The sequence below is a fragment of the Pilosibacter rotomagensis genome, assembly GCF_045062245.2.
Classification (GTDB): domain Bacteria; phylum Bacillota; class Clostridia; order Lachnospirales; family Lachnospiraceae; genus Pilosibacter.
In genome coordinates this window covers 1442061-1455133 of sequence record NZ_CM170323.1, presented here as the reverse complement: position 1 = coordinate 1455133, position 13073 = coordinate 1442061, and the positions used below count along the sequence as shown (strand labels likewise).

Genomic DNA, 13073 nt, shown 5'->3' with positions numbered 1-13073 from the left:
AAATCAGCGGAAGCACAAGGCAGAGGAAAATATTTTCAATATAGGTCAAGCCTGCTTCACCTCCCGCAGCGTCAGGGGCAGCAGCGCCGCCATGGATAACGTCAGCGCAAGGTCTACAGCGTAGTAGAGCTGAAAGCGCGTGTAGTCGTGCGTGAAGTCAGAAACCAAATATAATAACACCTGCAACATAACGCAGATGATCATAAAAAAGTCTCTTTTTCGGTACAAGCTGCCGTTTTGTATATGAGATACCGAGAGATACATGATCGCGCCCGCCGTGAGCGCAAACAGTGCGGAAACAAAATAAGACGGGCCAAAATCGTGGTCGAGAAAAGCAACCGCTGCAATGAACGCAGCCGCGGCTCCGGCAGGGAGCGAAAAGCGGCACTTCATCCCCTCCGTTCGCAAAATCTGTGCGGACAGGTAGAAAAGCCACGCAGCCAGCCATGAGATCTCCGCCACATAAAATACTTGCGGCCAGATACCAATGATGATCAGATACAGCACATAGTATATCGTCCCCATGGCAAAGCAGGCATAGGCAAGAGATAAAATCAGGAGGCTGCGGTTCCTGTGACGAATGGCAAGAATACCGGCAGCGACACAGGCGCAGAGCAACACCGTGATCTGAAAAAGATTATCAATGAGTTCAAAGTTCTCCATCTCCGGCATCCTCCTGCTTCTGTCGTTCACATCTCCGATGCACACGGTATAAAAGAACCGTCACGCAAACTCCAAGAAGAAACGCCAACAGCCCCATCATGATATAGCCAAGTGCGGCGTGGCTTCCTATCAGGCTTGCCGTTCCTGAAGAATGGACGATGCTTCCGTCCGCTGCGTTCCTCATCAATCCCGGCATCATTGCACCGATGCCGATCACCAAAAACAGGCAGGCCGCCATGCAGACTGCATATATCCCTTGTTGTTTCTTTTTTCGATGCTCTTGTTTAATTTCCGCTGTCCGCCTGTGGATCAGGCGGGCACGCTCCTCACTTGTCCGCATAAGTAAATCCCTCCTGCTCCAAAATTACTTTCAGGCTTTGTTTTCCACGGTAGACCAGTTTTGTGATCTGGCTCTCACTTTTGTTCATGACCGTTGCCGCATCGCGGTAGCTCATATCTTCAAAATAGACAAGATAGAGTGCTTCCCGGTATTCTGCTTTCAGCTTTTCAAGCGCATCATAAAGTTGGCGATCTCGTTCGCTGCGAAGTAGATCGGTATCGATCAGGGTGTTGCTTTGCGGCTCAAAGTCCAATTCATCCAAGCGCAGAAACGCAAGACGGTGTTTCTGCTTATGTCGAATCGCAAGATGACGAGCGGTTTTGTAAAGATATGCCTTAAAACTGCCCACACCCTCAATCGGCCGCTCCTTTGCGAAAAGCTGTGAAAAGGCCTCGATCATCAGATCCTCCGCCTCGTGGATGTCCTTGATATATCCGTTGATGTAAAGTGTCAGCGCATCGCCGTAGCGTTCCACCAACAGGTCGGTAGCTTTTTGCTCTCCGTCAAGATACCGTCGGTATGCGGTTTCATCGGAGATCATATCCACCGCCTCCTTCCGTGGCCTTCCTACGAGGGTCGGACGGTTTCTCCGCATTTTCCGGGATCGCCCATGAGCGCCCGAACCGGGACGCGCCGGGGATCCGCCCCTCGGCGCAATATTGGTTGACCCGCCGCTCTGACACGCCCCAGTGATAGGACGCCTCCCGAATGGAGATATAGCCCTTAATCCCGTTCATACCGCACCTCCGCATGGATAATACTCAACACGATACATTGTATACGAATATCCGAAGAAACGCAAGGCATCCGGAGAAGTGTTCAGAAAAAAGTTACCGTGGCAAGCAATGCCTGTGTTAATACACACAGACTCGCAGAGAAGAAAATCCTTTTGTGATTTTCCTCTCCGCTTATTTCCATTCACGCCCATCAAACATCTTTAAATGGGCCACATCTTCTCCCGGTTCTGCTTCCTTATACATGACATCCCGATAGAATACCGGCATCGCATGATTCTCACAGACCAGCTTTGGTTTTCCCTTTCGTTCTCCTTTTTCCCACAGATCAAGCCGTGTGTAATAGGAGGACACCGCTCCGAGTGCATGTTGGATCGCTGACCTTCGCAGATAGGATGGCATCTTGGGGAAATGACGGTCAAACGCAAACCGGGCATGATTCTTTTTCGTCTCATGTACCAGATGTTCCGCTTCATTAAAGCGTTTTTGCGGATTCCTGATTTCGGAAAGTTCTTCCCACGTCTCTGCATACACCGGGATCAGATAGGAAACTGCTTTCCGGAAAATATCCAGTGTCGCACGGAGCGGTATATTCTTTTTATTAATTTCTACTCCATAGCTGGATACAATCTGCATAAAGCCCCCTACTTTCTTTTTTTCTTCTCTTTTTGTCCCTCAATATATGCCATTACCTGATCCCGGCTTCGGTCACTTACGGTAACTGCACAATACGACGGATTCCACAAATGTCCTCCCCACAGCTCATACAGCATCCTTTTACATTCTGCATCTATCCCATTCTTCAGAACCTGTTTTCGATATTTCGTGCACCAGACAAGATGGTATTGTAAAGAATATACATAGCCTCTACCATATGAAAGTTCATTTTCCTTAATAGTAAATATATCTTTCTCCATGTTTACCGTATATCATATGTCTCCACATACGGCAAACATTTGTTCTGGACCTCGATAAAAAATTGGGCACACCTAACTCATCACTAAAGTAACGAGAATGCGGTGTGCCGTTTTTCAAAATTCTCTTTTTCATGACGCACTTCCTCCTGAATACAATCTTTCTCTGTGATGTCCCGCACGACACGGCAGGGATTCCCCATAGCAAGAACACCTGCGGGAATGTCCTTTGTAACCACGCTTTTTGCCCCAATCACAGTGTTAGCTCCAATTGTTACCCCCGGAAGAATAGTAACGTCTCCTCCGATCCATACGTTATCTCCAATTGTTATCGGCTTTGCTTTTTCCAGGCCTCGATTTCTGTCCTCTGGATATAGCGGATGGATTGCCGTATAGATGCCACAGTTCGGGCCAATAAAGCAGTAGGAGCCGATAGTGATAGGGGCGCAGTCCATGAGATATGCATTGTGATTGAAGAATGTATGGCTGCCGATTTGACAGTTGCAGCCGTAGTCTGTATAGAATGGTGTTAAAATCGTCACTTTCTCTCCACACATAGGAAGAAGTTTTTCTATGAGAGTTTTCTTTTTCTGCCCATCCTTTGGCGAAGTCTGATTCAGTTGAAAACACAATTCATCCGCGTCTTCACGCAGCTTCAGCAGCTGCGCATCATTGTTTGCATCATACCATAGTCCATTTTCCAGTTTTTCTTTTTCTGTCATCTGTTTTTCTCCTTATTCTACTGTTAATTTTGCCAAACACCGGCCTATATCTCCCTTAATACAGAGTGCCTGTTCCTGAATTTCTCTGGGACAATATGCTTCTGACAGATTGATGCAGGCATACACTGCCCTGGGATTCTGGTGTGTCATGCGCCAGAAGGGGTACTTGATGATAATCGGGGTGTTGTAGCCAACGCCCAATTCCAGAAAGAGAATTTTTTGTCCTTCACGGGTACGGAGAAAGTTTTCATACCGCTCCGCTGCTCTGTGCCAACCTTCGTCCTCAACAAACTTACTATCCGACCGCAGGTTCATCGTCAGCGGCTTGCCGCAGTGGGGGCAGACAGGGAGCAGCGCTGACGGGATTTTCATATCTTTCTGCCGTTCCACCATCTCCCGAATCACAGCTTCGTTATCAAAGGTTTCCTGACAGCACGGCTCACCGCACTGGAACAGACCATAATCGCCCTGCGTGTAAAACAGCCGTTTCTTGTCAAAGCCAGCCTTCTGAAAGCAGTGGTCAACGTTCGTGGTGATGACAAAATAATCCTTGTCCTGCACCAGCTTCAAAAGGTCATCGTAGACCGGTTTGGGAGCATCCATATAGCGGTTGATGTAGATGTATCGGCTCCAATACGCCCAGAATTCTTCCATCGTGGGGAAGGGATAGAAGCCGCCGCTGTACATATCTTGGATACCGTACTTTGCCGCAAAGTCGGAAAAGTATTTTTCAAACCGTTCGCCGGTGTAGGTGAAGCCCGCCGCCGTGGACAGTCCGGAGCCGACACCGATCACCACGGCGTCGCAGTCCTGTAATGCTGCTTTCAGCCGTTCCATCTGCTCAGAGCAGCTTTTCGTAGATGGCTTTGTCCAAATCCTTGAAAACATTGAAGATCACCTTCTTGACACTAGTTTGCTTTTTGAAAAATTCTTTGACCGTCCGGACTGCAATCTCTGCCGCCAGATCATTTGGAAAATGAAACTCACCCGTGGAAATACAGCAGAACGCCACGCTTTCCAAGCCATTCTCTGCCGCCAGCTCCAAGCAGGAGCGATAGCAGGAGGCGAGCAGTTCTTTGTCCTCTCTGGTTGCTCGACCGCTGATGATCGGACCAACCGTATGCAGCACATAGCGGCAGGGCAGATTAAACGCCGGGGTGATTTTCGCCTGTCCGGTGGGTTCCGGATAGCCCTGCCGCTCCATCAATTCCTCACAGGCAAGCCGCAGCTCTACGCCCGCATAGGTATGAATGGCGTTGTCAATGCAGCGATGGTTGGGAATATAGCAGCCGGTCATGCCGGAGTTTGCCGCATTGACAATGGCATCGCAGCGGAGCGTGGTAATATCGCCCTGCCAGAGATACAGCCCCGGCTGAATGGGTGTCAGGTCGGCAATATCCGTGATACCCTTTGCGGCGGTCTCGTCTTGCAGATAGGCATCCTGTGTTTGCAGGAAATTCGCGCCAATCGGATAAGCTCTGCGGACATTCATCAGACCGCGCAGTAAAATCTTCTGCCGTTCGGAATCCGCCGGGATGATCTGCTTCTGACAGGAGGGGCGCTCGTTCAGCAGAGATTGTATGAGAAACAGTCTTTTTTCGCTCTGGTTCATAGTCAAAACCTCAAAAGATATGCGGGGATTTGAAGCAGCCCCACAGGACGGGTTTTCCTACGGGGCTGCTTCCTCATATCTTCTTTCATCCGGACTATACCGTCGGTTACGGAATCTCACCGTATCGGGCGCTTTTGCGCTTCGCAGACTTTACTGCCGGTCAGGGATTTCACCTTGCCCCGAAGATTTCGTTGGTTTGCTTTCTTAGAACTCGTAGGGAGGGTTGCCGGAGAAGTCGGCGATGATGCCGTGGGCATTATCCAGATAGAACACCTCAAAGATGGGGTTGGTGGCCTCGCCGTACTGACCCTTCACGATGGGGTTCCGGATGCACATTTCCTTGGCAGCCATGTTGTTTTCAAACACAGCCTTGCCGTGGAGACGGATCCACGCATAGTCTGGACTGGAAACGGAGATCTCTACCTCCGGGTTCTCCTGCATATCCTTGTAGACATCCTTGGTGTTGTTGGTGCAGAACCACAGCTTGCCGTCCAGCTCGCCCGCGAACATGAAGGGGCGGCACTTTGCCTTGCCGTCACGACCGACGGTAGCCAGATACTGCACAGGGTTGGCATTCAGAAATTCTACGACTTTGTTCATGTTAAGTACCTCCAAAAATTTGTTGTTTTCTCTTGATGCTTTGATTGTAATGCGATTTGTACGGCTTGTGAAGTATGCACAATATTGTGGTATGGTTACCTCTGGGTAACGATCAGAACTTGCCATTCTGATTCTGCCAGGTGGACTGGTCTGCGATGGTCTCCATCACATCCCAATGCTCGGCGATCTTGCCGTCCTCATCGAAACGGAAGATGTCAAAGGCGACCTGCTCACCGGCACCGGCGAAGTTGTAAATCGTCTGCAAGAACACCTTGTCACCGTCCTCGAAGGCGCGGATGTTGTTCACAGTGGTTTTCACATCGGCGGATGCGAGATATCCCACGGAACCGATGAAGGTGTCCGCATCGGTGCCGTATGCCAGATTGTGCTGGATGTAGCCATCTGCCAACAGGCTGCGGGCGGTGTCCGTATCGCCGGTGGCAAAGGTGTTGATGAGCGCCAGCGCCTTTTCGGTCTGGCTCTGCTCCTGCCGGACAGGCGTCGTCTGCTAGGTGTTTTCAGCGGGTGTTTTGGCAGTGGGTGTTTTGGCAGCGGCATCCTTGGAGCCGCATCCGGTGAGAGCCGTGCCGAGCATGGCAAGAGTCAGCGTGAGAGAAAGAAATTTTTTCATTTTGAGTAACCTCCTTGGTAATTGGGCTTGCTTTCGTTTGCCTCTGGCATTATAATAATACCGTAGCTTCAATTCGTGAAGTAAGCACAATATTGTGCTGTAGTTACCAAGAAGAAACAATTGCGCCGTTACTGGGTTCTCCCGTGTTTCGGCGCTTCCAATTTTTTTCGGAGGGATTGAAATGATCGAAGCAAAAGCAAAAACTGAGCTTCCGGCCTGTCCCGTGGAGACCACGCTGACCCTCATCGGGGATAAGTGGAAGGTGCTTATTCTGCGGGACTTGATGCCGGGAACGAAGCGATTCGGGGAACTGAAAAAGTCCGTAGGCAATGTGTCCCAAAAGGTCTTGACCGCCCAGCTCCGGGCAATGGAGGAAAGCGGACTTGTAAACCGCAAGGTTTACGCCGAAGTCCCGCCGAGAGTGGAGTATTCGCTGACAGAACTCGGCAAAAGCCTGAAACCCATTCTGGACTCCATGTGGGCTTGGGGCGAAGCATATAAGGCCAAACAGTAAAAAACCCGAAGCAGTACCTTTACCGTGCTGCTTCGGGTTTTCCTTATGTGAAGTCAAATCATTCCAGAATCTTTCAATGCCTCTGTAATGGCTCTTTTCTTTTCCGGCGGACATTGTGGCTGTCTGGCATCCTCGGATTTCGATTTATTGTCGTTTTCTCACTCAATAATGCCTTGTTTCTGCTTTACCGAAGCGATATAAAGACTACTGACCTTCAAGCCGCTTTGTTTCAGCGCATAATCCTCGATTTGCCCATAGGTTGCCAGTCCTCTTTTATCCTACACCATTTCGTCCACATCAATGTTGATCTGTGTCACAGGATTCCGCAGAACTAAGAGACATATTGTCTCGACAGTTGTTTCAGTTTCCAAGGGAAGTTCTTTCACTTCCTCACCATCAACAGGTACGGGGAAATTGAATACAATCTTCTTTATCCAGCTTCCGTCTTTCCTTTTCTCCGGGAACATCTCAATTCGCTCGATAAAGGCCTTCATAAACTCCTTCTGCTCCGCTTCCGTTGCGGAATGGTAGACTTCATCAAATGCCAGCAACAAGCGATAGATATTGTCACCGGAAATCTTCTCCTGCTGGATGCTGCGGATCTGACTTTGCAATTCGCCAATCTGAGCTTCGATTTCCTCTATCGTATCATACTGCTCATCATAGCGGCGCTGCAAGTCCAAAATCTTTCTGTCATAGTAGACATCGTTGATGTCCAAGGTATCCATCTGACGCTCCAAGCGGCTTTTCGTTCCAAAGGCTTGCTTTAGCCGCCCTTGTAGGACAGCAATCTGCTTTTCCATATCTTCTGTATCTACTGCTGTTCCGATTTTCGCCTGAATTGCTTCTACAAATCGTGGATTGTTGACCATAGCGGAGATAACCTTCGCCACAAATTTGTTGATTTCCATCTGCTCGATATTCAGACGGAAACTGCACTCATGCCCTGTCGGTGTAACCGTATTTTTGCAGTAGTAATAATACCGTGTTTTCTTGTCCTTGCTGTGCGCCTTGGCGATATTGCCGTACATACTCTTGCCGCAGCATGGGCATTTCAAGATACCGGACAGGATGTGTGCATGGTCTGGATTATTGACCTTTTCCCGCTTAAAGGAATTGATCTTGCGCTTTTCCTGTGCCAGATACCAATCTTCTTCGGAAATGATAGCTTCGTGCTGCCCTTCATAAACCGGGAACTCCGACTGCTCAACCACGTGCATCTCGTTTCTTGTACCCTGTTTCTTTTCTGTTCTTCGTCTGCCGTAAGCAATCTTTCCCATATAAACAGGATTGTACAATACATTTTTCACAAAATCCCTTGAAAATCCCGGAATGGTATTATTCTGTCTTAGTTTCTTAGTATAACCATTGCGGTTCAGATATTTTGCAACTCCTGCAACACCCTCATTAGTGTGAATGTAACGGTCATAAATGACCCGAATTACTTCCACTTCATCCTCTGCAATGACAAGGTTTCCATTTTCCAGTTTGTATCCATATGGAGCGAAACCGCCGTTCCATTTGCCCTCACGAGCCTTTTGCTCACGTCCTGCCATTGTCTGTGTGCGGATATTTTCTCGCTCAATCTCTGCCACCGCAGACAGCACAGAGATCATCAGCTTTCCTGCATCCTTGGAGCTGTCAATGCCATCCTCCACGCAGATCAGATTGACACCGAAATCCTGCATGAGTTGCAAAGAGTTCAGAACGTCCGCTGCATTTCTGCCAAATCGGGACAGCTTAAAGACCAACACATAAGAAACATCATCTTTGCCGTCCTGGATGTCATTCAGCATCCGTTGAAACTCCTGCCGCCCTTGAATGTTCTTTCCGGAAAAGCCCTCGTCAGAATACTCCCCGGCAACGATCATATCCTCGTATGCCGCATACTTCCGCAGCTTGTCACGCTGGGCATCCAAACTGTATCCGTCAACCTGCATCGAGGTGGACACTCTTGTATAAAGATAGCATTTAAGTTGTTTCTTTTTCAGAATCTCCACCTCCCTCATTCCTTCCTTTTACCATAAGTCCCTCGTTGCGGATATAATACTCCAAAAGCCACAGCACATAATCCGGTGCATGGCGGTTGTCCAATTCCCATTCAGTCATAGTCCGGTAAGGAATATGGACGAGCTTGCAAAAATCTTTCCGATTCAGTCCTGTGCTTTCACGCAACTTTATAATTCTGTTTTTACAATCCATCCGTCTTTTCTCCACAAAAGCAAAAATACACATTGCGTAATCATTATAGCATAGCCATAGTGAATACGCAACGTGTAAATTGCAAATTTTACGCAGCCTTATCCGTCAAAAGCTGCGCTTGATTACTTTCCTCGGAATGCTCCACTTCCTGCGGTGCGTCCTGCTCCAATTTATCCAAAACCTGATGTCCATATTTCTGGAGCATCTGGTTCATAACATCCACACAGCGGTCAAATGCCGCATTATATTTCGCTTCCTCATAATATTTCTTCAATAGGCGATTCCTCCATCAAAGTTCCATATCCTGTCCACGCTTCCGGGCAGGGTGTTCGTGTTCCTGTGTTTCCTTTCCTCTGATGAGGATAGAATTGATAAAAGCCCGAACCTTTTCGGATGCGATTTCCAGTGCATCCAGAAAGGGTTGGGCTTTCTGTTTGAGTTCCATATATTTTTCGTTTACCGCTTCATACCGCTGCTTCCAGATGGAAACCGTCTTTTCTGCGGAAGCCAGTTTTTCTTTCAGACGCTTGTTGTCAGCATTGGCGATAATGCCATTGACCGCATAGCGTTTGAGTGTGTCGCATTCATCCGGTGTCAGCGTGATATTGTTTCCGAATGTGGCTTTTTTGCCCATTGCTTCAATGTCCTGCACTGTCAGCGCAATGGTCTTTGCCGCCTTGGTTTCCATTTGCAAAGATTCCAGTTTCTTTTTCTGTTTTGCTGTGGCAGCTTTGGCATCCTCCAAATTCTGTTCTGCCTGTGCCACCTGCCCGGTCACAGCTTCCAGCCGCTGCTGTTCTGCCTGCACCTTGAACTGGGTCACAGTCAGATGTTCCTCGGTGCTTCCACGTTCTCCACGCTCCAGATCGGTATATCCGGCAACTCGCATGAAATGAAAAAAGTCATCCTGCAACACACTGTAGGATGACCTCAAAATCTTTTTTCCTTTTGCGTTCAACATTGGATTACCGTCCTCGTCAAGCACCAGCTTGGACTCCCATTTCTTACTGCGGCTGACCTGTGTGATGACCTCCTTAACGGTTCCCCGGAGGGCTTCATCCTTGCATCGCTTCGACCAAAGGATCTGCTTTTCCACCACCGGGATATAAACCACATGAAGGTGGTAGTGGTACACCTCCTCGCCCAGAGCTTCGGACATTGCCCGGTTGCGCTCATCGGCGTGCATCACAGCGGAGAGGATATACTGTTCACCGCCCACGATCTCCACGGCGGCTTTGTAGGCATCGGCATAGAACTCTTTTGCAAATTCATAGCCACCGTGGTTGTAGAAGTAAGCGGAGTTCACATCGAAGATCAACTCGCCGTATTTGACGGCATCCGGTTTCAGACCTCTGGTGGAGATCACGCCGTCTTGTTCCATCTGCTCAAACATTTTTACATAATCGTCCATGGGTGCTTTGAAATGAACGTTCAAAGAAGTGCGTTCCGGCACGATGTCCTGATTGCTGTAGCTGTCCTTTTCACGCTCATTGTGTTCCTGTACCTTAGCCACATCAGCCGGTGTTTCCAAGTCCTGATTTCTGGCTACGGTACGGTCTATTCCATCATTTCTTGCCATTGGATTTTTCCTTTCTTTGAGATTTGCAGACAGCGGAGGGCTGGAGAACGGCACTTTTTCAAAGTGTAATAACCCACTATTACACTTTCATCCATACTGGCTGCAAAGTGCCGTGGGCTCTCCGAGGGCTCTCCCGAGGGGGAATGCGGTCACTGCGGTGACCTCTGCTGAACTGCCCGAAAACTGTCTGCATCGTTTTCTGTTGTTCAGCCCGGATAGCTGCTGTTTTGCGAAACACCACCCATCCCGGCGGCAGTGAAAATCAAATCTTTCACTGCAATAGAAACAGCCCAAATAAAGGAAATGAGCTGTTTCTATCAAGAGCGTTTCACGCTCTTTTGCTGCGTACATACGTACCAGCAATGGGATTTACTCGACCTGCCGCCATTCCTCCGGAATGTCCTCCGGTACGTACGTACACGGCGAATCTCCGTAAAACCCATTTATATGAGGTCGTGCAATGGCTTCCACTCCCATGAATCCCCAAACCCGCCGTCCGGCAGAGTTGGTGATATTGTTGCAATGTTCCAGATTGAATCTCCCGGCATTGGCAATCATGGCGTCGCTGAAGCTGCGGGCTTTCAGCGGTGCAAGGGAATTTTCTTCGCACCACATCCGGTAGATTTCATAGAAATCCTTGGAACTGATGGACGCATCCGCTTTACGCTGGATGTATCCCTCGGAATCCATGAAATCAAAGATATTGTTGTTGTCACGCTTGACCGCTTCCCGGTTTTCCCGGATACGGTCACTCTCCGTAAACTTAAAGTTGTTGGTAACAAGCCGCTGTAAGCCTTCAAATGCCCACAGGAAGATACCCTCGGATTCGGCTTTCATCTTCTCCGCAAGGTCGGGATCGTCAGCTCTGTCCACTGGCTTTTCCTTGGTGGTCAGCACAAGCTGTCTGCGATAAAATCCGTCACTGCGGTCATACAAGGCTTGCAGATCACCGTTGCTGAATGCCAGCAATCGGGCGAACATCCAGCCCTGATAACTCTGCTTGCCTTTGCGTTCCAAATCCATCTTGCCCTGTGCGGTGACAATGGATTTTACATAGTTGGTCTGGCGCAGAGCTTCCATCCGCATATCATCATCCACGCACAGGAGAATGTGTTCCAAATCAGCACGGGCGAAGCGGTTTTCAGAAATCTTGCCGATGCTGCCGTCTTTCATATTCGTGCCGAAGATGGTAGACAGTACCGCACCGATTTGAGATTTACCTTCGCCGCCGTTGCCTTTAATCACCATCATGCGCTGCCCCTTGTTGGAGGGAATCAGGCAATAGCCGATAAACTCCTGCAAAGTGGGGATGTCCTCCGCATGGAGCAGCCCATCCAGAAATTTTAGCCAGGTCACAGGTGTAGGTGCATGAGGATTGTAAACAACAGGCAGACGGTTTCGCACGATAGTCGGTCTGCCCTCGGTAAATGTGCCGTTCAGCAGTAGCGTACCGTTGGACAAATGAATCCGATCCTGCTCCGGTGGAAAGTCCGGCACTTGCGCTTCCAGTTTCAGCACTTCCAGAATGTTGGTGATCTTCCGGGGGATATTGTTTACGGCACAGAATTTCAGCTTGTCGTAAATCTCCCCACGCAGAGGGAGATCGTCCGTCACTCGACCATTGGGCGTGAAAAAAGCTCCGTTTGCGAAGATGATTCTGCGCTCCTGCAGAAATTCTTCACAAAACAGAGCTTCGTTGATGTTCTGCCCGTCAAACCAGACAGGCAAATTCATATCAGGCGTTTTCCGGTTCTTCGCCATGGTGCGCCACCTCCTTTTTCTTTCGTGTGATGTACTCTTGCAGAAAAGCAATTTTGCCGTCCTGCATCAGCTTGTCCACCAATGCCACCCGTTCTTCCAGATCACCCACCGTCAGCACATCTGCCATATATTCGATATAGCAGTGCATCTGGCAGGCTTCCACAAAACGGTCATCCAGAGCATCTTCCGGTGTCTTGGGTGCGTATCGTACTTTCCAATCTTCCAGCAGATGCAGATAATCCGTCAGCACCCGGAAACACAGCATTTCATCCTCCCGTAACTGACGGATATAGGGACGCTTCGGCTTGACCATAGCTGCGGCAGTGGGCGGTTTTGGGTCAAGTCCAAAGTCCGCAGCCAGCTTTTGCGCTGCTTCATAACTGCTCAGATCGAACAGCCTTGCCACAAGGTCGATTACGTCCCCCTTGGCTCCGCAGCCGAAGCAGAAAAAATAGTCCTCATTCAGCTTCAAGCTCGGATGCCTGTCGTTGTGGAACGGGCAGCAAGCCATGCCGTTGTGGCTCACTTTCAGCCCGTAGTGTTCGGCGGCTTGCTTGACGCTGATTGCCGCCTTGATGGTTTCATAGATTGTCATAGAAAACCCTCCGTTCATAATATTCTGGAAAGCACGAAGCACCCGCCGTGATTGGCAGGTGCTTCGCTCCTTCTATTATGGTTATGACGGATTTTTCAAAAAACAGGCTAATGACAGGACAATCCTGTTTCAAAAAACAGGACAACTTATCTGAGGACGTAGATTTCTTTACATTTACATGATATAATTAGAAAAATGAAAAAACA

Annotated in this window: 18 protein-coding genes and 1 riboswitch; of the genes, 1 reads left to right on the top strand and 17 read right to left on the bottom strand. The window is 49.0% G+C overall.

The genetic code is table 11. The features are described from left to right. Window positions 1–45 precede the first annotated feature (45 nt). The 11 genes from ACI3EW_RS06495 to ACI3EW_RS06445 form a co-directional block, all read right to left on the bottom strand. Window positions 46–663 carry a hypothetical protein gene (locus tag ACI3EW_RS06495; protein ID WP_405580985.1) on the bottom strand — a complete coding sequence of 206 codons (618 nt, stop codon included), beginning with the start codon at window positions 661–663 and terminating at the stop codon, window positions 46–48. After that, window positions 650–1003: an MgtC/SapB family protein gene (locus ACI3EW_RS06490; protein ID WP_405580988.1), complete on the bottom strand. Its 354-nt coding sequence runs from the start codon at window positions 1001–1003 to the stop codon at window positions 650–652. Before ACI3EW_RS06490 ends, ACI3EW_RS06495 begins: the two co-directional genes overlap by 14 nt. Beyond that, a complete protein-coding gene (locus ACI3EW_RS06485) occupies window positions 990–1544 on the bottom strand; it encodes an RNA polymerase sigma factor (protein ID WP_405580991.1) in 555 nt (184 codons plus the stop codon). The genes ACI3EW_RS06490 and ACI3EW_RS06485 overlap by 14 nt, the downstream gene beginning before the upstream one ends. Before the next feature lie 367 nt (window positions 1545–1911). Beyond that, the gene (locus tag ACI3EW_RS06480) at window positions 1912–2373 is read right to left on the bottom strand and encodes a hypothetical protein (protein WP_405580993.1); all 462 of its coding nucleotides are present in this window, start codon (window positions 2371–2373) and stop codon (window positions 1912–1914) included. Between the two features lie 8 nt (window positions 2374–2381). Continuing rightward, window positions 2382–2654, bottom strand: coding sequence for a transposase (locus ACI3EW_RS06475; protein ID WP_405580996.1), 273 nt, complete (start codon window positions 2652–2654; stop codon window positions 2382–2384). Between the two features lie 83 nt (window positions 2655–2737). Continuing rightward, window positions 2738–3373, bottom strand: coding sequence for a sugar O-acetyltransferase (locus ACI3EW_RS06470; RefSeq protein ID WP_405580999.1), 636 nt, complete (start codon window positions 3371–3373; stop codon window positions 2738–2740). 12 nt (window positions 3374–3385) lie between these two features. Next, window positions 3386–4261 carry an SIR2 family NAD-dependent protein deacylase gene (locus ACI3EW_RS06465; RefSeq protein WP_405581002.1) on the bottom strand — a complete coding sequence of 292 codons (876 nt, stop codon included), beginning with the start codon at window positions 4259–4261 and terminating at the stop codon, window positions 3386–3388. After that, window positions 4215–4985: a protein-ADP-ribose hydrolase gene (locus ACI3EW_RS06460; RefSeq protein WP_485663333.1), complete on the bottom strand. Its 771-nt coding sequence runs from the start codon at window positions 4983–4985 to the stop codon at window positions 4215–4217. Before ACI3EW_RS06460 ends, ACI3EW_RS06465 begins: the two co-directional genes overlap by 47 nt. A gap of 73 nt (window positions 4986–5058) precedes the next feature. After that, window positions 5059–5176, bottom strand: a riboswitch (FMN riboswitch). 13 nt (window positions 5177–5189) lie between these two features. Beyond that, the gene (locus ACI3EW_RS06455) at window positions 5190–5585 is read right to left on the bottom strand and encodes a pyridoxamine 5'-phosphate oxidase family protein (RefSeq protein WP_405581526.1); all 396 of its coding nucleotides are present in this window, start codon (window positions 5583–5585) and stop codon (window positions 5190–5192) included. Window positions 5586–5697: 112 nt separating this feature from the next. Then, window positions 5698–6039, bottom strand: coding sequence for a nuclear transport factor 2 family protein (locus ACI3EW_RS06450; RefSeq protein ID WP_485663365.1), 342 nt, complete (start codon window positions 6037–6039; stop codon window positions 5698–5700). Window positions 6040–6093: 54 nt separating this feature from the next. Then, window positions 6094–6216, bottom strand: coding sequence for a hypothetical protein (locus ACI3EW_RS06445; protein WP_485663332.1), 123 nt, complete (start codon window positions 6214–6216; stop codon window positions 6094–6096). 181 nt (window positions 6217–6397) lie between these two features. Between ACI3EW_RS06445 and ACI3EW_RS06440 the strand changes: the two genes are divergently transcribed. Beyond that, a complete protein-coding gene (locus ACI3EW_RS06440; protein WP_405581520.1) occupies window positions 6398–6730 on the top strand; it encodes a winged helix-turn-helix transcriptional regulator in 333 nt (110 codons plus the stop codon). A 278-nt stretch (window positions 6731–7008) separates the two neighbouring features. On the opposite strand, the gene ACI3EW_RS06435 is transcribed toward ACI3EW_RS06440, so the two are convergent. The 6 genes from ACI3EW_RS06435 to ACI3EW_RS06410 form a co-directional block, all read right to left on the bottom strand. Next, window positions 7009–8721, bottom strand: a complete 1713-nt coding sequence (locus ACI3EW_RS06435) for a recombinase family protein (RefSeq protein ID WP_485663363.1) — start codon at window positions 8719–8721, stop codon at window positions 7009–7011. Further along, the gene (locus ACI3EW_RS06430; RefSeq protein WP_015540908.1) at window positions 8702–8932 is read right to left on the bottom strand and encodes a helix-turn-helix domain-containing protein; all 231 of its coding nucleotides are present in this window, start codon (window positions 8930–8932) and stop codon (window positions 8702–8704) included. Before ACI3EW_RS06430 ends, ACI3EW_RS06435 begins: the two co-directional genes overlap by 20 nt. Before the next feature lie 88 nt (window positions 8933–9020). Continuing rightward, window positions 9021–9206 carry a hypothetical protein gene (locus ACI3EW_RS06425; protein ID WP_117515293.1) on the bottom strand — a complete coding sequence of 62 codons (186 nt, stop codon included), beginning with the start codon at window positions 9204–9206 and terminating at the stop codon, window positions 9021–9023. A 15-nt stretch (window positions 9207–9221) separates the two neighbouring features. Continuing rightward, window positions 9222–10511, bottom strand: coding sequence for a plasmid recombination protein (locus ACI3EW_RS06420; protein WP_405581511.1), 1290 nt, complete (start codon window positions 10509–10511; stop codon window positions 9222–9224). 369 nt (window positions 10512–10880) lie between these two features. Beyond that, entirely contained in the window at window positions 10881–12272 is a 1392-nt protein-coding gene (locus tag ACI3EW_RS06415; RefSeq protein ID WP_405581508.1) for a DNA primase family protein, read from the bottom strand. Further along, the gene (locus tag ACI3EW_RS06410; RefSeq protein ID WP_117504838.1) at window positions 12247–12867 is read right to left on the bottom strand and encodes a CHC2 zinc finger domain-containing protein; all 621 of its coding nucleotides are present in this window, start codon (window positions 12865–12867) and stop codon (window positions 12247–12249) included. The genes ACI3EW_RS06415 and ACI3EW_RS06410 overlap by 26 nt, the downstream gene beginning before the upstream one ends. Window positions 12868–13073: the final 206 nt, after the last annotated feature.

Coding starts and splice junctions, on each gene's coding strand:
- ACI3EW_RS06460 (WP_485663333.1), bottom strand. CDS start 4,985: ATGAACCAGAGCGAAAAAAGACTGTTTCTCATACAATCTCTGCTGAAC.
- ACI3EW_RS06495 (WP_405580985.1), bottom strand. CDS start 663: ATGGAGAACTTTGAACTCATTGATAATCTTTTTCAGATCACGGTGTTG.
- ACI3EW_RS06445 (WP_485663332.1), bottom strand. CDS start 6,216: ATGAAAAAATTTCTTTCTCTCACGCTGACTCTTGCCATGCTCGGCACG.
- ACI3EW_RS06430 (WP_015540908.1), bottom strand. CDS start 8,932: ATGGATTGTAAAAACAGAATTATAAAGTTGCGTGAAAGCACAGGACTG.
- ACI3EW_RS06490 (WP_405580988.1), bottom strand. CDS start 1,003: ATGCGGACAAGTGAGGAGCGTGCCCGCCTGATCCACAGGCGGACAGCG.
- ACI3EW_RS06480 (WP_405580993.1), bottom strand. CDS start 2,373: ATGCAGATTGTATCCAGCTATGGAGTAGAAATTAATAAAAAGAATATA.
- ACI3EW_RS06415 (WP_405581508.1), bottom strand. CDS start 12,272: ATGGCGAAGAACCGGAAAACGCCTGATATGAATTTGCCTGTCTGGTTT.
- ACI3EW_RS06455 (WP_405581526.1), bottom strand. CDS start 5,585: ATGAACAAAGTCGTAGAATTTCTGAATGCCAACCCTGTGCAGTATCTG.
- ACI3EW_RS06485 (WP_405580991.1), bottom strand. CDS start 1,544: ATGATCTCCGATGAAACCGCATACCGACGGTATCTTGACGGAGAGCAA.
- ACI3EW_RS06470 (WP_405580999.1), bottom strand. CDS start 3,373: ATGACAGAAAAAGAAAAACTGGAAAATGGACTATGGTATGATGCAAAC.
- ACI3EW_RS06440 (WP_405581520.1), top strand. CDS start 6,398: ATGATCGAAGCAAAAGCAAAAACTGAGCTTCCGGCCTGTCCCGTGGAG.
- ACI3EW_RS06465 (WP_405581002.1), bottom strand. CDS start 4,261: ATGTTTTCAAGGATTTGGACAAAGCCATCTACGAAAAGCTGCTCTGAG.
- ACI3EW_RS06410 (WP_117504838.1), bottom strand. CDS start 12,867: ATGACAATCTATGAAACCATCAAGGCGGCAATCAGCGTCAAGCAAGCC.
- ACI3EW_RS06420 (WP_405581511.1), bottom strand. CDS start 10,511: ATGGCAAGAAATGATGGAATAGACCGTACCGTAGCCAGAAATCAGGAC.
- ACI3EW_RS06475 (WP_405580996.1), bottom strand. CDS start 2,654: ATGGAGAAAGATATATTTACTATTAAGGAAAATGAACTTTCATATGGT.